The 17,347-nt window shown below is 62.6% G+C and carries 21 protein-coding genes; 15 read left to right on the forward strand and 6 right to left on the reverse strand.

Features of this window, described 5'->3' with window-relative positions:
- Positions 1-282, forward strand: a complete 282-nt coding sequence (infA, locus tag B5527_RS35375) for a translation initiation factor IF-1 (protein ID WP_079605621.1) — start codon at positions 1-3, stop codon at positions 280-282.
- Positions 283-563: 281 nt separating this feature from the next.
- Positions 564-776, forward strand: a complete 213-nt coding sequence (locus B5527_RS35380) for a cold-shock protein (protein WP_011474122.1) — start codon at positions 564-566, stop codon at positions 774-776.
- 125 nt (positions 777-901) lie between these two features.
- On the opposite strand, the gene B5527_RS35385 is transcribed toward B5527_RS35380, so the two are convergent.
- The 4 genes from B5527_RS35385 to B5527_RS35400 form a co-directional block, all read right to left on the reverse strand.
- On the reverse strand, positions 902-1,498 hold the full coding sequence (locus tag B5527_RS35385; protein ID WP_079605622.1) for a TadE/TadG family type IV pilus assembly protein: 597 nt from the start codon (positions 1,496-1,498) through the stop codon (positions 902-904).
- Positions 1,499-1,507: 9 nt separating this feature from the next.
- Positions 1,508-2,056, reverse strand: a complete 549-nt coding sequence (locus B5527_RS35390) for a TadE/TadG family type IV pilus assembly protein (protein WP_079605623.1) — start codon at positions 2,054-2,056, stop codon at positions 1,508-1,510.
- 129 nt (positions 2,057-2,185) lie between these two features.
- On the reverse strand, positions 2,186-2,629 hold the full coding sequence (locus B5527_RS35395) for a pilus assembly protein N-terminal domain-containing protein (protein WP_154072694.1): 444 nt from the start codon (positions 2,627-2,629) through the stop codon (positions 2,186-2,188).
- 171 nt (positions 2,630-2,800) lie between these two features.
- On the reverse strand, positions 2,801-3,646 hold the full coding sequence (locus B5527_RS35400) for a sterol desaturase family protein (protein WP_079605625.1): 846 nt from the start codon (positions 3,644-3,646) through the stop codon (positions 2,801-2,803).
- Between the two features lie 294 nt (positions 3,647-3,940).
- Between B5527_RS35400 and B5527_RS35405 the strand changes: the two genes are divergently transcribed.
- The 10 genes from B5527_RS35405 to B5527_RS35445 all read left to right on the forward strand — a co-directional run bounded on the left by B5527_RS35405 (position 3,941) and on the right by B5527_RS35445 (position 12,845).
- Positions 3,941-4,105, forward strand: a complete 165-nt coding sequence (locus B5527_RS35405) for a Flp family type IVb pilin (RefSeq protein WP_079605626.1) — start codon at positions 3,941-3,943, stop codon at positions 4,103-4,105.
- Between the two features lie 80 nt (positions 4,106-4,185).
- Positions 4,186-4,326: a hypothetical protein gene (locus B5527_RS44830; RefSeq protein ID WP_154072695.1), complete on the forward strand. Its 141-nt coding sequence runs from the start codon at positions 4,186-4,188 to the stop codon at positions 4,324-4,326.
- A gap of 93 nt (positions 4,327-4,419) precedes the next feature.
- Positions 4,420-4,944: an A24 family peptidase gene (locus B5527_RS35410; protein ID WP_079605627.1), complete on the forward strand. Its 525-nt coding sequence runs from the start codon at positions 4,420-4,422 to the stop codon at positions 4,942-4,944.
- Between the two features lie 127 nt (positions 4,945-5,071).
- The gene (gene cpaB, locus B5527_RS35415) at positions 5,072-5,869 is read left to right on the forward strand and encodes a Flp pilus assembly protein CpaB (protein ID WP_079607758.1); all 798 of its coding nucleotides are present in this window, start codon (positions 5,072-5,074) and stop codon (positions 5,867-5,869) included.
- Positions 5,870-5,871: 2 nt separating this feature from the next.
- Positions 5,872-7,362 carry a type II and III secretion system protein family protein gene (locus B5527_RS35420; protein ID WP_154072942.1) on the forward strand — a complete coding sequence of 497 codons (1,491 nt, stop codon included), beginning with the start codon at positions 5,872-5,874 and terminating at the stop codon, positions 7,360-7,362.
- A gap of 15 nt (positions 7,363-7,377) precedes the next feature.
- Positions 7,378-8,118 (forward strand): CpaD family pilus assembly protein, encoded by a 741-nt coding sequence (locus tag B5527_RS35425; RefSeq protein WP_079605628.1) that lies wholly within the window; start codon positions 7,378-7,380, stop codon positions 8,116-8,118.
- Positions 8,115-9,383 carry an AAA family ATPase gene (locus tag B5527_RS35430; protein WP_079605629.1) on the forward strand — a complete coding sequence of 423 codons (1,269 nt, stop codon included), beginning with the start codon at positions 8,115-8,117 and terminating at the stop codon, positions 9,381-9,383. The genes B5527_RS35425 and B5527_RS35430 overlap by 4 nt, the downstream gene beginning before the upstream one ends.
- Before the next feature lie 22 nt (positions 9,384-9,405).
- Positions 9,406-10,875, forward strand: a complete 1,470-nt coding sequence (locus B5527_RS35435; protein WP_079605630.1) for a CpaF family protein — start codon at positions 9,406-9,408, stop codon at positions 10,873-10,875.
- Positions 10,876-10,886: 11 nt separating this feature from the next.
- Positions 10,887-11,861, forward strand: a complete 975-nt coding sequence (locus tag B5527_RS35440) for a type II secretion system F family protein (protein ID WP_079605631.1) — start codon at positions 10,887-10,889, stop codon at positions 11,859-11,861.
- Positions 11,862-11,870: 9 nt separating this feature from the next.
- Positions 11,871-12,845 (forward strand): type II secretion system F family protein, encoded by a 975-nt coding sequence (locus tag B5527_RS35445; protein WP_079605632.1) that lies wholly within the window; start codon positions 11,871-11,873, stop codon positions 12,843-12,845.
- A 25-nt stretch (positions 12,846-12,870) separates the two neighbouring features.
- Here B5527_RS35445 and B5527_RS35450 read toward each other — a convergent pair whose 3' ends face one another.
- Complete coding sequence (locus B5527_RS35450) at positions 12,871-13,677, reverse strand: tetratricopeptide repeat protein (RefSeq protein WP_079605633.1); 807 nt, start codon at positions 13,675-13,677, stop codon at positions 12,871-12,873.
- 423 nt (positions 13,678-14,100) lie between these two features.
- Between B5527_RS35450 and B5527_RS35455 the strand changes: the two genes are divergently transcribed.
- Complete coding sequence (locus B5527_RS35455) at positions 14,101-14,394, forward strand: hypothetical protein (protein WP_172842759.1); 294 nt, start codon at positions 14,101-14,103, stop codon at positions 14,392-14,394.
- A gap of 28 nt (positions 14,395-14,422) precedes the next feature.
- On the opposite strand, the gene B5527_RS35460 is transcribed toward B5527_RS35455, so the two are convergent.
- On the reverse strand, positions 14,423-14,773 hold the full coding sequence (locus B5527_RS35460) for a hypothetical protein (protein WP_245332376.1): 351 nt from the start codon (positions 14,771-14,773) through the stop codon (positions 14,423-14,425).
- Between the two features lie 271 nt (positions 14,774-15,044).
- Here B5527_RS35460 and B5527_RS35465 point away from each other — a divergent pair, with 271 nt between their 5' ends.
- Together B5527_RS35465 and B5527_RS35470 are read left to right on the forward strand one after the other, a co-directional pair.
- Entirely contained in the window at positions 15,045-16,427 is a 1,383-nt protein-coding gene (locus B5527_RS35465; RefSeq protein ID WP_079605635.1) for a leucyl aminopeptidase family protein, read from the forward strand.
- Positions 16,420-17,265, forward strand: coding sequence for an NlpC/P60 family protein (locus tag B5527_RS35470; protein WP_079605636.1), 846 nt, complete (start codon positions 16,420-16,422; stop codon positions 17,263-17,265). The genes B5527_RS35465 and B5527_RS35470 overlap by 8 nt, the downstream gene beginning before the upstream one ends.
- Positions 17,266-17,347 lie beyond the last annotated feature (82 nt).

Genomic DNA, 17,347 nt, shown 5'->3' on the forward strand with positions numbered 1-17,347 from the left:
ATGGCTAAAGAAGAGCTGATCCAGTTCGAAGGACTGGTGACCGAAATCCTTCCCGACGCACGTTACCGCGTGCAGCTCGATGCCGGGCACGAGATCGTCGCCTACACCGCCGGCAAGATGAAAAAGAACCGGATCAAGACCCTGGCGGGTGACCGGGTGACGATCGAGATGTCGCCGTATGACCTGGAAAAAGGCCGGCTCATCTTCCGCCACAAGGACGAGCGTCCCAGTGGCGGAGCCCCGCGTGGTGCCCCGCCGCGCGGCCAATTCCGCCGCAGATGAGCGCTCCGGCGACTGCTTCAGAATCGCGCGCGACAGAACGTCTCATGCGCGAATCACGGCGTTACGATGGCGAAACTGCGCCGATCAAAATATCGTGCATGCCAGCATTGTTTTGGGGGCCGGCTTCGAATAATATAGTGTTTATCGATTTTCGGCTGGACGACATTAGCTATCCACCGGTACAGCCGGTTTAGACGCTGACGACCCTTCCAAAAATTCGATCTCACCAGCCCATCGCAAAGTGGGCTTCTATATTGTCTATCTTGAGAAGGGACTATCCCGTGAGCATGGGAACCGTGAAGTGGTTTAACGCAACCAAGGGCTTCGGCTTCATTCAACCGGATGACGGTGGCAATGACGTGTTCGTGCACATCAGCGCCGTCGAACGCGCCGGACTTGGAACACTGCGTGAAGGCCAGAAGATCAGCTACGAAATCGTGGCGGATCGTCGCTCTGGCAAGTCTTCGGCCGACAATCTGCGCGCCGCTGGCTAAGCGAATTTCATTCAGTCCCGAAAGCGGGGCTGACGGAATTCGATCTGCACCAAATAAAAAAGGCCGTGCTCGCAGCGCGGCCTTTTTCTGTTTGCGTCTTCTGTTCGCGACAGGCGCGATCCGGTTTAAAGCGTCGTGCAGGCCGTAGCGGGGCTGTAAAACACGCAGGTCGACTGACGCGGCCGCGAGTAGGAGACATCGCTCAGATTGACTCCGGCTTTCCCCATCACATAGCCGATCGTCGGCGTATAGAGGTAGCTGACCTCGCTGAAGATCAAATACGAGCCGCCGACCGCGATCGCCGTCGGTATCGAAACGGAGGACCTGACCGCCCGCGCCGTCCCTCCTTGACAGGAGTAGCTCCATTGTACTCGCGCCTGGAGCGTGGCGGGATCGACATACAGTTCCGAGATCGTGGCTTTGGTTGGCGTTGCGGAATACGGCGTCAGAATCGCCGCGCTGGCGGCGCAAAAATTGGCTAAATCGGGATTGGCGGCGACCGTGGTCGACTGCGCGGTCAGATCGGACAGGGTTTGCGCCACCAGCGTGACCTTGCGGTCTACGGCCACGGCGGAAGAAAACTCCACCGTACCGAAGAACATCACCAGCATGATCGGAACGACGATGGCAAACTCTGTCGCCGCGATGCCGCGGCGATCTTTCAACAGGCTGATCGCGGAGTACCGCGCGCGAAGCCACATCCTCTTCGATATCGATTTCATCGCTCTGCCCTAGTTAGGGTAAGGCTCGTTGCGAAACGCCGCGGTGGCGGTCAACAACCGTTTGCTGCCTGCCAAATTCGAAATGTTGTAGCCGAGCCCGGTGACGAACAGCGGCCATTGATAGAACAGGCGCACCACGACGATGTCGCCCGGACCGCCGGGATTGTACTGCATGTTGTTGATGAAGTTGTTGCTGGCGTCGATCTGGCTGTTGATGGTCACGTTGGTGAATGCCGGATACCTCTCGACGTCGACATAGACGTTGGCGCAGCTGAACAGCGCGGAAATCTGGCTGCAGACGTAGGATTGAAACTGCGCCTGCGTGTAGGAGGCGGTCTGCGCCTGTCCGGTCTGGATCATGCGCGCGGAATCCTGGGTGATGGTCTCCAGCACCTGGCTGGCGAAGAACATTAACCCGGTCTCGATGATCGCGAACAGCAGCGCAAAGAACACCGGTGCGACCAGGGCGAATTCAACGGCGGCCGAGCCCCGGCGATTGCGGCGAAACCGGTAAAAAATGGTTCTGACGGAGGCTGTCGAAACAGCGGGCGGCGGCATCGTGGAATCCCCAGGCGGCAGCAATAATCTTGCCTGCGAGATTTACCCGAAACTGATTGTTGAAGTGTTTCGCCGCATCGAAGCAGGCCGGGCCGCACCGTTAACCGCGTATTGACCGTCTTAACCGGTTTAGTTCGTCGGCTTGGCTGCCGCGCTGGCGCTGCCGCTGGCCTGGCCGCTGAGCGAGCCGGCCTGGTCGATGGTCGATTTGAAGTAGCTCTCGCCGTCGCCAAGGGTCACGCGCCGCTGACAGATCGGCATGCAGCTATAGGACTCGCGGTCGACGCCGCGATAGATCGTGACGAGCTGATCGGTGGGGCCTTCGACCTGAATGATGCGGTCCACCAGCACCTCGCCGCTGCGGTCCATGGCAATGAAATTGGTGGCGCCGTAGCCCTTGCCGGTAACGACGACGATGCCGCCGGTCTGCAGCGTGACGTCGGCGATCAGCGGGTTTCCGACCACGATGGTGGCAACACGGGTGGGCAGTCTGACCAACTTGGCCTGATCGACATTGACCGCGATGGCCTCAGCCGTAGGCTCGGCAAAAGCAACTGCCGGCCAAACAAGCATTCCGACCGCCAGCGACCGGACGACCAAAGACGCGCGCATGCGCGTACGCAGGGACCACAACGACATACTATACCTCGGGGCGTTGACAAGCCGGCTAAAGCGATACGCAGCAGAACCGGCGCCCGACCGGGCAAATCTGACGCCAATTCATGAATGAACTGCAAACGGGGCTTAAGAAACCGGCCCTGAAGTCCATTGCCGAAACGGGTAGGCCAATTGTCCGACAATCTCGGACGGCATCTGCTCGTCCTTGCCGTAATTCTCGGGCAGCCTGTTTTCCGGCATCCGGAAAGTCCCGAACAGGATATCCCAGATCGGGAACGTGCCGGCAAAATTGGTATCGCCGCCCTCTTCGAGCGCCGTGTGATGCCAGCGGTGAAACACCGGCGTCGCCAGCACGTATTTGAACGGGCCCAGCGTCCAGTTGAGATTGGCGTGGACGAACGCCGAATGGAATGTGGTGAAGGGCCCGACCCAGAGCATGATGTTGGGCGAGATCCCCGCCATCAGCAGGATGACGTCGATCAAGATGGTTCCGAGGAACAGGTTAACGGGATGAAAACGCGCCGCCGAAATCCAGTCCAGTTCTTCGGACGAATGATGGATCGCGTGATACTTCCAGAAGCCGCCGCCGTGAAACAGGCGGTGCAGCCAGTACGCCATGAAGTCAGACGCCGCCAGGAACAACAGGCCCTGGAGCCAGAGCGGCAGATGGGACAGCGGACCGTGGCCGTTGTCGTAGAAGGCGATCAGCTCGTCGGCGTCGTAAATCTTGAAGACAACGCCGGCGCCGAGCACGAGCAGCCCGATCCGCAGCACCCGCGCGAACAACGGCACGAAGAACCAGTAACAGATGTCGGTGACGAGTTCGCGCTTGCGCCACCAGGGCGTTCCGGGGTTGCAGGCCCAGAATTGGGTCAGCACCGAGAATAGGAGGGCCAGTCCGATCGTGATCGGTACGACCTTGGCGATCGTCTGGCCCAGCATCTCGACGACTTCCAGGGGCAGGTTGGACATACTGGCCTCATCTGATCGGGGATCTCAGGGTTACCCCGCCCATGTTTAAAGAGCCATGAATCCGGGCCAATGACGCCTCGCGCGTCACCCTGACAAAGACGATCGCCTTTTGCCGACTGGCTTAATTTTAAATTTACTCTGCTCAACAACAGCCGGTTCCAGTCGTGTTTACGCGATCGAATTAACCGCGCCGCAATTTCCCGATCCTAGGGTAACGCCATGGTCACGGTGCTGAGAACGCCGTTGAGACCAAACGTTAGTTCGACCAGCCACGTGTACACATGGAGTTTACCTATGAAGAACCTGATTGCGCGTTTCGTGAAGGATGAATCCGGCGCCACCGCCATCGAATACGGTCTGATTGCGGCCGGCATTTCGCTCGCGATCATCGCCGTGGTCAACGGCCTCGGCAGCAACCTGAACAACAAGTTCACGTCGATCAATTCCTCGCTGAAATAAGCGACGGTTACGAGCCAGCATCAAAGGCCTCGGCGATTCCGGGGCCTTTGTTGTTTCCCTCCGATAGCGATAGCGTAAATATGCGTAAACCTGCGGTGGTCCCGGTTGCGGCAACAGAAGCGTCCCCCTCCGCCGGCAGGCGGGGCGCGGTGGAAATGGTCTGCCTCGCGCTGGCGCTGGCGCTTGTCACCCTCGCCTCCCGGATCGCAAGTATCTGGTAAGCCGCCGGCCGTTTCCCGATTGTTCATCTCTGGCCGCTAGACTCGGGACTCGATGCTGCGACCCCGCGTCAGCCACACGGGCTGTATAACCTCATGATCCTCGACATCGCGCGCCTTCTGCTGTTTCCGGCCCTGATGGCGTTCGCGGCCGCGAGCGATCTTTTCACCATGACGATTTCGAACCGGGTGTCGCTGGCGCTGGCGGCGGGCTTCCTCGCGCTCGCGCCGTTCAGCGGCATGGGACCTCACGACATCCTCTCCCACCTCGGCGCCGGCGCAGCCGTGCTCGCGGTGGCATTTGCCTGCTTTGCCATGGGCTGGGTCGGCGGCGGCGATGCCAAGGTCGCGGCCGCCGCGGCGCTCTGGTTCGGCTTTGGCCATCTCCTGAACTATCTGCTTTATGCCTCGCTGTTCGGCGGCGCCCTGACATTATTGTTGCTGCAGTTCCGGCAATGGCCGCTGCCCTACTTGTTCGCCGGCCAAGCCTGGCTGCTCAGGCTGCACGCCAAGGAAAGCGGAATTCCCTACGGCATCGCGCTCGCGATCGGCGCACTGACGATTTACCCCGAGACCGACTGGATCAAGGCGGTCGACCTGGCCCACTTCACCCTTCCCTGATCGGGCCTGAGTAAACCCGGCGTTAAGTTGATTTAGATACGCCTCATTAACCATGCTTTGACGAATAGCTGGTCAACTCCCATCACGGCGGCGGAAGCGTCGCGGCGTAATGTGGAAAGTGAAGCGTATGAATACCGCACGCATTGTGGTCCTGACCATCGCTGTCGGCGCCGGTGGCATTGCCGCATATCTGGCGAGCGGGTCCGACAACAAGGCTGCCCCGACCGCGCCGGTTGCCCAACTGCAAACCGTGGACGTACTGGTGGCGAAGTCCGACATCGGCCTTGGCCAGACCGTGACGCCCGAGGATATGCAGTGGCAGACCTGGCCGGCCGCGACCGCCAGCAACAGCTTCATTCGCCGCAACGAACGCCCCGATGCAACGACCCAGGTCGCCGGATCGATCGCGCGCGCGCCGTTCATCGCCGGCGAACCGATCCGCGAACCGAAGCTGGTCAAAGCGCCCGGCTCCGGCTTCATGGCGGCGATTCTGCCGACCGGCATGCGCGCCGTTTCCACCGAAATCTCGCCGGAAACCGGTGCCGGCGGCTTCATTCTGCCGAACGACCGGGTCGACGTCATTCTTTCCAAGCACGAGAAGAACCCGGACCACGCCGGCCCATCCGACGTCGTCAACTCGGAAATCATCCTGAGCAATGTTCGCGTGCTCGCGATCGATCAGGCCCCGAAGGAAAAAGACGGCCAGAATGCCGTGGTGGGCAAGACGGTCACGCTTGAATTAAAGCCCGAGCAATCCGAGACGCTCGCCCGCGCGCGCCAGAGCGGCACGCTGTCGCTGGCGCTGCGCAGTATTGCCGATCTCAACGCCGTCGAGACCAGGTCCGACGACGAGGGTCCCAAGCGCGGCGACAGCATCAATGTAGTTCGCTACGGCGTCTCAAGCCCGACCACGACACAGAAGTGACCATGAGGACGTACGACATGAAATGCCGGGGAAATCAGCTGCTGATGCGGGCCTTCGTGGTCCGCGCCCTGTCGTTTTCGGCGGTCGCGGCGCTGACGCTCAATCCGGCTTTGACCCCGGTGGTGGCGAGTGACTATCGCGCCGTGGCACCGGTCGCCGCCGACGGCCAGATGAATGCGCGGTTTCTGGCACTCGGCGTCGGCAAATCCGTCGTGATCGATTTGCCGCGTGACATCAAGGATGTCCTGGTCGCCGACCCGAAAATCGCAAACGCCGTGGTGCGTTCCGCGCAGCGCGCCTACATCATCGGCGCAACGGTTGGCCAGACAAACATCGTGTTCTTCGATTCCGCAGGCCAGCAGATCGCCGCCTATGACATCGCGGTCAAACGAGACCTCAACGGCCTTCGCGCCGCGCTGAAGGCGACGCTGCCCAATGCCGATATCCAGATCGAAGGCGTCGGCGACGGCGTGATGTTGACAGGCACGGCGGCAAGTCCGATCGAGGCCCAGCAGGCCGGCGATCTCGCCGCACGGCTGACGGGCGGCCCGGACAAGGTCGTCAACTCGATCGCGGTCCGGGGCCGCGACCAGGTGATGCTGAAGGTGACGGTCGCCGAGGTGGCGCGCTCGATCATCAAGCAGATGGGCATCGACCTCAGCGGCAGCCTGAATTACGGCACCACGGTCGTGAATTTCAACAACAGCAACCCGTTCACGGCCTATGGCCGCTCGCTGGTCTCCGGCAACAGCGCGAGCGCGTCGTTCGGCTCTACGCCGTCGGTCCAGGCCACGTTGCGTGCGATGGAGAGCGCGGGCGTGGTGCGAACGCTGGCCGAGCCCAACCTGACGGCGATTTCCGGCGAGTCCGCGACGTTCATCGCAGGCGGCGAGTTTCCGATTCCGGCCGGTTATTCCTGCGATCCCACCACGCATGTCTGTACCACCCAGATCACCTACAAGAAGTTCGGTATCTCTCTCAACTTCACGCCGGTCGTGCTGGCCGAGGGCCGGATCTCCTTGCGGGTGATGACGGAAGTGTCCGAACTGTCGAACGACAACTCGATCACGCTGTCGCAGGCGGTCACCGCCAGCACGGTGAATTCCTTGACCATTCCCTCGATCAAAACCCGCCGTGCCGAGACCACGCTGGAAATTCCCTCCGGCGGCGCGATGGCGATGGCCGGCCTGATCCAGGAACAGACCAAGCAGGCCATCAACGGCTTGCCCGGCCTGTCGCAATTGCCGGTTCTCGGCGCGCTGTTCCGCAGCCGGGATTACGTCAACAGCCAGACCGAACTGATGGTGCTGGTGACGCCTTTCATCGTGCGTGCGGTCGCGCAGAAGGACCTGTCGCGTCCGGATGACGGCTTTGCCAACGCCTCCGATCCGCAGGCCGATCTGCTAGGCAGCATCAATCGCATCTATGGCGTGCCGGGCCAGACCGAACCGGCCCGGAATTATCGCGGCACCTATGGCTTTATTACCGACTGAGGCGGGACGAAGACGATGACAGCCCAAACACCCGTCGATCGCAAGCGCGCCGCCCTCCGCACGGCGGGAGCGCTTGTCGGCCTCGCCCTCGCGCTGGGCGCCTGCACGCACACGGACGACGCGTTGACGGCGAGCGTTCCCGACGATTATCGCCTGCGTCATCCGATCGTGGTCCAGGAAGCCGACCGGTCGGTCGTCATTTTCATCGGTCATGCGCGCGGCGGCCTTTCCGCTTCGCAGCGCGCCGACGTGATGGGGCTGGCGCAAACCTGGCTCGCGGAGGGAACCGGCGCGATCACCGCCGATGTGCCGATCGACACCCCCAATGCCAAGGCGGCCGCGGATTCGTTCCGGGAAATTCAGGCGATGCTCTCGGCGGCCGGCGTGCCGCCGCGCGGAATCGTCGTCCACCAGTATCATCCGGAAGACCCGCGCCAGATGGCCGCGATCCGGCTGAACTATCCGAAAATCTCGGCCGTGGCCGGTCCTTGCGGCTTGTGGCCTGAGGATCTCGGATCCTCGATCAAGAACAAGAGCTATTTCGAAAACAAGTCCTACTACAATTTCGGCTGCGCCTATCAGCGCAACATGGCGGCGATGGTCGACAATCCGTCGGACCTGGTGCAGCCGCGGTCCGAAACGCCGCCCTACACGACCCGGCGCTCAGAGGCTTTCGAGAAGTATCGCAGGGGTGCCCCGACCGCGACCGTCTATCCCGATGGCGAAAAAGCCAAACTCAGCGATACAGGCAAATGATCAGCTACGCCCGTCAAAACCCCGAAGCGCCGCCGGACGCCACATCGCACCCGGTGGACGACCATATCGCGCCGGCGCCGCGCGTGTCCGTGCAGGCCTTTTGCGAGACGGTGGAAACCGCAGCCGCCGTGCAGTCGGGCGGCGAGGACCGCCGCCTCGGCAAGGCCCATCTCAAGATTCAAATGGGCGGCATGGCGGCCGCCATCGAAGCCTATCGCACCGCGCCCACCCCGAACGTGATCATCCTGGAAACCGAGGGCCGCAGCGATATTCTTGCCGGCCTCGATCAACTTGCAACCGTGTGCGATGCCGGAACCCGCGTGGTGGTGATCGGCCGTGTCAACGATGTCACGCTGTATCGCGAACTGGTGCGGCGCGGCGTCAGCGACTACGTGATTTCGCCGGTCAACGCGCTCGACGTGGTGCGGTCGATTTGCGGGCTGTTCTCGGCACCGGAGGCGAAGGCGGTCGGCCGGATCATCGCGATCGTCGGAGCAAAAGGCGGCGTCGGCGCTTCCACCATCGCGCACAACGTTGCCTGGGCGATCGCGCGCGATCTCGCGCTGGATTCCGTCGTTGCCGACCTCGACCTCGCGTTCGGCACTGCCGGTCTTGATTACAATCAGGACCCTCCGCAGGGCATTGCCGACGCGGTGTTCTCGCCCGATCGCATCGATACCGCGTTCATCGATCGCCTGTTGTCGAAATGCACCGACCATCTCAGCCTGCTGGCGGCGCCGGCCACGCTCGAGCGGGTCTACGACTTCGGCGCCGATGCGTTCGATTCGATCTTCGACACGCTTCGCTCGACGATGCCGTGCATCGTGCTCGACGTTCCCCATCAATGGTCGGGCTGGACCAAGCGCGCCCTGGTCGGTGCGGACGATATTCTGATCGTCGCGGCGCCGGACCTCGCCAACCTGCGCAACACCAAGAACATATACGACCTGCTCAAGGCATCGCGGCCCAACGACCGGACGCCGCTGTATTGTCTCAATCAGGTCGGTGTGCCGAAGCGGCCGGAAATCAACGCCAGCGAATTCGCCAAGGCAATCGAGAGCCAGCCGGTAGTCACCATCCCGTTCGACCCGCAGATATTCGGCTCGGCGGCCAACAATGGCCAGATGATCGCGGAAATCTCCGCCAGCCATCGCACCACCGAGATGTTTCTGCAGATCGCGCAACGGCTGACAGGCCGCGGCGAGACCAAAAAGCCGAGGGGTTCGTTCCTGTCGCCCCTGATAGAGAAGCTGCGGGCGAAGTAAGCAGCCCGCGTGGAGTACGGTCGTGTTTGGTAAGCGTAGCGGAGCTGAAAACGATTCCCGGGCCACGAGGCCCGCCGGAGGCGCGCCGGAATTATCTTCCGGCGCCGCGCCTGCCGTTTCGCGCAGCGTATCTCCGCCCACGGTTTCCTCGCCGCCGCTCTCCCCGGCCAAACCGGCACCTGCGCCGACCATCGAAGCCCGGCGCTCGGACACCTATTACCAGGTCAAGGCGACGATCTTCGGCGCCCTGATCGAGGCGATCGACCTTGCCCAGCTCGCCAAACTCGACGGCGAGTCGGCGCGCGAGGAAATTCGCGATATCGTCAACGAGATCATCGCGATCAAGAACATCGTGATGTCGATCGCCGAGCAGGAGGAGCTGCTCGACGACATCTGCAACGACGTTCTCGGATACGGCCCGCTGGAACCGCTGCTGTCGCGCGACGATATCTCCGACATCATGGTCAACGGTGCCGGAACGGTGTTCATCGAAGTCGCCGGCCGCATCCAGCGCACCGGCATCCGCTTCCGCGACAATCAGCAGCTTTTGAATATCTGCCAGCGTATCGTCAGCCAGGTCGGCCGCCGCGTCGACGAATCCTCGCCGATCTGCGACGCGCGGCTTGCCGACGGCTCGCGCGTCAACGCCATCGTCCCGCCGCTGGCGCTCGACGGCCCCGCATTAACGATCCGCAAGTTCAAAAAGGACAAGCTGACCCTCGACCAGCTGGTCAAGTTCGGCGCGATTTCGCCCGAGGGCGCCGAGATCCTGCAGATTATCGGGCGCTGCCGCGCCAACGTCCTGATCTCCGGAGGCACCGGCTCGGGCAAGACCACGCTGCTGAATTGCCTCACCCAATTTATCGAGGACGACGAACGCATCATCACCTGCGAAGACGCCGCCGAACTTCAGTTGCAGCAGCCTCATGTGGTGCGGCTCGAAACCCGCCCGCCCAACATCGAGGGCGAGGGTCAGATCACCATGCGCGAACTGGTGCGGAACTGCCTGCGTATGCGTCCCGAACGCATCATCGTCGGCGAAGTCCGCGGACCGGAGGCCTTCGACCTGCTGCAGGCCATGAACACCGGTCACGACGGATCGATGGGAACGCTGCACGCCAACAATCCGCGCGAGGCGCTGTCGCGCTGCGAATCGATGATCACGATGGGCGGATTTTCGCTGCCGTCGCGGACCATTCGCGAGATGATCTGTGCCTCGATCGACGTCGTCATCCAGGCCGCCCGCTTGCGCGACGGCTCCCGGCGCATCACCCACATCACCGAGGTGATGGGAATGGAAGGCGACACCATCATTACCCAGGACCTGTTCCTCTACGACATGATCGGCGAGGACGCCAACGGACATATCATCGGCCGGCACCGCTCGACCGGCATCGGACGGCCGCGCTTTTGGGACCGCGCGCGATATTACGGCGAAGAGAAGCGGCTTGCCGCAGCACTCGACGCCGCCGAAGTCGTCACGGAGGTCTAGGGAAGCCCGCCATGAACATACAACCGCTCGCATTGTCCTTTCTCGCGGCCACCGCCATCGGCGGTTTGGCGTGGGTATTCGTGTATCCGTTGCTGTCGGGGGAAAAAAAGGCCGAGGCTCGCCGTGCGTCGGTCGCAAGGCCGGAGCCGTCCGGCCGGCCGATCGACAAGAACCAGCGTTCGCGCCGCGAGCAGGTCGAAGGATCGCTCAAGGACCTCGAGGCGCGCCGCCTGAAGGAAAAGAAGATCCCGCTGAGTAGCCGCCTCACCCAGGCCGGCCTTTCCTGGACACCTCAGAAATTCATGATCATTTCCGGGGTTCTCGCCGCCGTCGCCTTCGCAATCGCGATGCTGTTCAAGGGTGGATTGATCGGGGCCGTCGGCCTGGCGTTCGCCGCCGGCTTCGGCCTGCCGCGCTGGATGCTGAGCTACCTCAAGAAGCGCCGCGAAGCGAAATTCCTCAAGGCGCTGCCGGACGCCGTCGACGTGATCGTGCGCGGCATCAAGGCCGGCCTGCCGTTGTTTGAATCGATCAAGGTCGTCGCCGCCGACGCTCCGGAACCGCTCAAGAGCGAATTCCTGGCCATCATCGAGACCCAGGCGATCGGCATGCCGCTCGGCGAGGCCTGCGCGCGGCTGTTCGAACGGATGCCGGTGCCGGAGGCGAACTTCTTCGGGATCGTGATAGCGATCCAGCAGAAATCGGGCGGCAACCTGTCGGAAGCCCTGGGCAATCTGTCCAAGGTGCTGCGCGACCGCAAGAAAATGGCCGAGAAGATTCAGGCGATGTCGATGGAAGCCAAGGCGTCCGCGGGCATCATTGGTTCGTTGCCGCCGATCGTCATGCTGCTGGTTTACCTCTCGACCCCCCAATACATCTCGTTGCTGTGGACGCACCCGACCGGCCAACTGATGCTCGTTGGTTGCGTGATCTGGATGTCCATCGGCATCTTCGTGATGAAAAGAATGATCAACTTCGACTTCTGATGGTGCAGCATGATTGAATTTCTTGTCGACAAAATCCACGACGCGCGGTTCATGACCATGCTGCTCGCCGCTATCGCGGTGAGTGCGACGGCCTACACGCTGATCATGCCGCTGTTCGCGGGCGAGGGACTGGCCAAGCGCATGAAGGCGGTCGCGAGCGAACGGGAACGGCTCCGGCAGCGCGAGCGCGATCGTCTGGCCAAGACCGAAAGGGTATCGCTGCGGCAGACCCCGAAACAGCTGGTCTCCAAGGTGGTGGAGGACTTCAACCTGGGAAAATGGCTGGCCCAGGAAGCCGCGCGCGAAAAGCTGGTTATGGCCGGCTATCGCGGACAGGCGCCCTACGTCACATTCCTGTTCTTCCGGCTGGTGACGCCCATCGTGCTGTTCATCGCGTCGGTGCTGTATGTCTTCGTGATCTCGCATATGGAGAAGTCGTTTCCGATAAAGGTGGGCATCTGCATCGTCGCGGCCTATTTCGGGTTGCAGGCGCCGATGCTGTTTTTGAAAAACGCGATCACGAAGCGCCAGCTCTCGATCAGGCGCGCATTCCCAGATGCGCTCGATCTGCTGCTGATCTGCATCGAGTCCGGCATGTCGATCGAAACCGCCTTCCGCAAGGTCTCGACCGAAATCGTGACCCAGTCGGTTGCGCTGTCGGAGGAATTCATCCTGACCACGGCCGAACTGTCCTACCTGCAGGATCGCAAGGTGGCTTACGAAAATCTGGCCAAGCGCACCGGGCTCGAGGGTGTGAAATCGGTCTGTCTGGCGCTGCAGCAGTCGGAACGTTACGGCACGCCGCTCGGTCAGAGCCTGCGCGTGATGGCGCAGGAAAATCGCGACATGCGCATGAACGAGGCCGAGAAGAAGGCAGCCGCCTTGCCGCCGAAGCTGACCGTGCCGATGATTCTGTTCTTCCTGCCTGTGCTGTTCGTCGTCATCCTCGGGCCGACCGGCATCAAGGTCGCGGCGATGCAATGAGCCTGTCGACGCGGCCCCCTGCGTTTCAGTCCGGACGGTTGAGTGCCGCCACCGGCATGGTCCCGGCATGGGCACCCGGACCGTCCTTGCGGCTCAGCATCTGCTTCAGATAGGCGACATTGGCGGCCGCCTCGTCTTCCGGCAGGTCGGCTCTCACGATGCTTTCCGCCTCGGCGAAGCGGCCCTGCAGGCCCACCACCAGACCGAGATTCTGCCGCACCCGCGCGTCGGCCTTGGTGCTGGCGTAAGCCCGGCGAAGAATTTCTTCCGCCTTCGGCAACTCCTTGGAAAGCACATACGAAAGGCCGAGATTGGACAACACCGACGGTTCGTCGGGCGCGATCTTCAAGGCGCTGGCGTAATACTGGCGCGCTTCGTCATGCCGGCCAAGCTGATCGAGCGCAGTTCCCTGCACCGAAAGAATCCGCCAGTCGGGATTGTCGGGCGAATGGGCGTGCGACAGCACGTCGAACGCCTGCTGGAAATTGCCATTGTCGGCGAGCGCCCGGCCATAGCCGGCGAGCAGCGGCTTGTTGCCGGGATGGGCGAGGGTAGCCTGTTCGAGCACGGCGACGGCCTGGGCGCGCTGCCCGGTGGCGCGCAGCGCCTGGCCATAGGCCAGCGCGGCGTCGGTATCCTTGGGATCGGCGCGATAGCGCTCGCCATAAACTTCAACCGCGCGCCGCGGATCGGCATCGGGACCGGGCTCGGATTTTGTCGTCAGCGATCCCGTAATATCGGACATGGTCTGGCAGCCGCCGAGCCCGGTGGCCAAAATCGCCGTCACGGCTGCGGACGCAAGGAGCCGGGCAAGGCTGGAGTGCTGACGCATGGCACTGTAGCTCACGATAGCAGGGATTGATCGAGCCGAATTGCGCCAGCAATAGACTGTTAACCCTAACGACCGGTTAACTGGCGCCGCCGCGAAGGCCGCTCTCACCGACGTAAGAGGGCGTTCCCGTATCTCCACAACGTCGTTGTCGGCTGGCCCGGCATCTGCAACCTTTTTTATCGGCAAATGAGGTCGATTAAAATTTTGATCGAGCTTCAGAAGGAAACAGCGGGCGCAAAAAGGTGGATGATTTCCAGCCCGCCGCAGCTGACTGGTAACAATTTCAACATTTGGAAACACAGATGCAGCGATCGATTCGATACCAACAACTCCTTCAGTTGATATCGAAGGATTTACCCCACGCTCAGGCAAACCGGCCGTAAGGTGGCGGACTGCCAACAAACGGAACGGGACGGCCCCTCGATGTTACGAAATCTCTCCGGTCTTATTGCGATTGCAGCCGTGCTGCTGTCGACCACGACAGTCTTTGCGGCGCCGGCGCCGGCGAAGCGCCATGTCGCGCGCCGCTGGCACGGCTACGGCTTTTTGCCCGGCTACCGCTCCCCCGAACGGATCGAATGGGAACAGGCACAGAACAGATCCCGGGGCTACTGGTACGGCGGCCCGGGCTTTTATCGCGGACGCTGGACCGGCGGCGGCTTCGGCCCGTGCTGGACCGAGACCCCGATCGGCGAGGTCTGGAATTGCGGTCGATAATGGATCGCGACCGGCCGCCGGCGACGGACTACTCGCAGATCGAGACCCGGCGGATTCCCCAGCCGTGGCGCGTCTTGACGCGCTGCCGGACCGCGTAGCAAACGCCGATGTCGCCCTCGTAGGGATAGTATCCGTCATAACCGTAGGGTCCGTAATAGCCCGGTCCCCAGCCGAACCCGCCGCCGCGGAAACCACCACCGCGGAAACCGCCGCCACCGTGACCACCCCCATGGCCGCCAAAGGCAAGCGCTGAAGTGCTGGATGCTCCCAACAACAGCGCCGATGCGCCGAGGATACTGAAGCTGTAGATGCAGAGCAAAGCCGTCACGGCCAGACCGCGTGCCAGGATTTTGCGGAAGGTCGTTCTGTTGTAAGCCATCGAGGTCCCCGGTTAAGCGCCCCACTCAAGCGCAGGCAGCGAACGTGTAGGTTTTTGTCGCGCGCGCGGTCAAGTCACCTCGACGTCATCGCCGCTGCGCTCACTCCGCGCGTGCAGGAGACCGCGATATTCGCCACCGGTTCGGTCTGGTTTGAAATGGTCAGTCATTGTAGAAAGACAAAACAGAGGGGCTAAAGCCTGCGCCGTCCGGCCAATTGACGTATCCGCCGGCGTTGCTCCTGCCCCGTTTCACGCGAAGACCGAGACAAGCATGGATTCCGTGTTCGAGACCGCGCCCGCCACGCCGGCCATTCCCATCATGTTTGCAACAAAGGCGACGTGGGAGGCGATTTGCGACGAGCTTCCCGCCCAGGCCCGGCAGTTCTCGCAAGCAAACGGCTTCAAGGCCAAGCCCGGCGCCTGCCTCACCCTGCCCTCCGCCGACGGGAAGATCGCGCGAGTCGTGTTCGGCCTCGAGGAGGCGACCAGCAAATTCCGCGATCTGTTCAGGCCCGGCCTGTTGCCGGGACTGCTGCCGCCGGGCGTCTATCGTTTTGCCAACGCGCCGCATGATACGCGCCTCGCGACACTTGCCTTTGCACTCGGAAGCTATCGCTTCAGCCGCTATCGCAAGGCGGATGCGCCCGGCGTCAGACTGGTGCCGCCCGAAGGCATCGACGTTGCCGCCATCACGCGCATGGCGGAAGCCGTTCACCTGGCCCGCAATCTCATCAATACGCCGGCCAACGACTTGGGACCGGAAGAGCTGGAGTTGGCCGCGCGAGAGCTCGCAACGCGCTTCGGCGCCGACTTCAACTGCATCGTCGGCGACGAACTGGCGCGACAGAATTTCCCGCTGATTCACGCGGTGGGGATGGCGTCGCCGCGCGCGCCGCGGCTGATCGATCTGGCCTGGGGCGATCCTGACCATCCCAAGGTGACGCTGGTCGGCAAGGGCGTCTGCTTCGATACCGGCGGGCTCGATCTGAAGGCGTCCAGCGGCATGCTGATCATGAAGAAAGACATGGGCGGGGCCGCCAACGTGCTGGCGCTGGCGCTGATGGTGATGGACGCCAAACTGAAGGTGCGCCTGCGGGTCCTGATTCCCGCGGTCGAGAACGCGGTCGCCGGCAACGCCTTCCGCCCGCTCGATATCTTTCCCTCGCGCAAGGGCCTGAGCGTGGAAATCGGCAATACCGACGCCGAAGGCCGGCTGGTGCTGGCCGATGCGCTGGCGCTGGCCTGCGAAGACAAGCCCGACCTGCTGATCGATCTGGGCACCCTGACCGGCGCGGCGCGGGTGGCGCTGGGGCCGGATTTGCCGCCCTTTTACACCAATGATGAAACGCTGGCGCTGGACGTCGCACGCTGCGCCAATGAGGAGAACGATCCGTTGTGGCGGTTGCCGCTGTGGCCGCCCTACGATTCGTGGCTGGACTCGAAAGTCGCCAACCTCAACAACGCGCCGTCGGGCGGCTTTGCCGGCTCCATCACCTGTGCACTGTTCCTGCAGCGTTTCGTCGAGGACACCACACGCTGGCTGCATGTCGATATCTACGGCTGGACGCCGTCGGCGAAACCGGCGCGTCCGGAAGGCGGCGAATGCCAGGCCGCGCGTGCGATCTACAAGCTGTTGAGCGAACGCTATGGATGACCCGCGCCTGACGCCGGCCCGGCCCGACCTCGCCGCGCAATATCTCGAAGGCAGAATCAAGGCCGAGCGCTTCGTCACCGGCGAGCGGTTCGAGATATCGGATGCGATCGCGCCATTGCGTGGCGAGCCGTCCTCCGATGCGACGCTGTTGACGCAGGCGCTGAAAGGCGAGCGCGTCACCATCTATGACCGCAATGGCGAAGGATTTGCCTGGGGTCAATTGAATAGCGACGGCTATGTCGGCTGGCTTCCCGATCGCGCGCTTGCCAAGCCTGCAACCCTGCCGACGCACAAGGTCACCGCGCTCAGAACGTTCGCGTTTCCGGGTCCCTCCATCAAACTGCCGCCCGTCGACACGCTGCCGATGGCGGCAACGGTTACGGTGGTGCGCGACGAAGGCCCCTTCGCCGTGACGCGCGAGGGCTGGTACCTGCCGCTTCAGCACCTCAGCAGCATTGACTTCTATGAGAAGGATTTCGTCGCGGTGGCCGAGCGGTTCGCCGGCACCCCCTATCTGTGGGGCGGCAAGACCAGCCTCGGCATCGACTGTTCCGGCCTCGTCCAGCTATCCCTGAATGCCGCCGGCACCGGCTGCCCGCGCGATAGCGATATGCAGCAGGACAGCCTCGGCGGGGCCCTGGGTCCGGCGGAAACCAAAACATTGCAGCGCGGCGATCTGATCTTCTGGAACGGCCACGTGGCGATCGTGCGGGATGCACAAACCATCGTACACGCCAATGCGCATCACATGGCGACGGCGATCGAAAACACCCGCGACGCCATCGCGCGCATCAAGGCCGCGGGCAGCGAGATCACCGCGATCAAGCGGCTGGACTAATAGGTCATTCTCAGGTCGGTGGCTTCATCCTTCGAGACGCGCGCAACAGCGCGCTCCTCAGGATGAGGTCCCAGACCCTCAT

The organism is Bradyrhizobium erythrophlei, assembly GCF_900129425.1.
GTDB classification, from domain to species: Bacteria; Pseudomonadota; Alphaproteobacteria; order Rhizobiales; family Xanthobacteraceae; genus Bradyrhizobium; species Bradyrhizobium erythrophlei_C.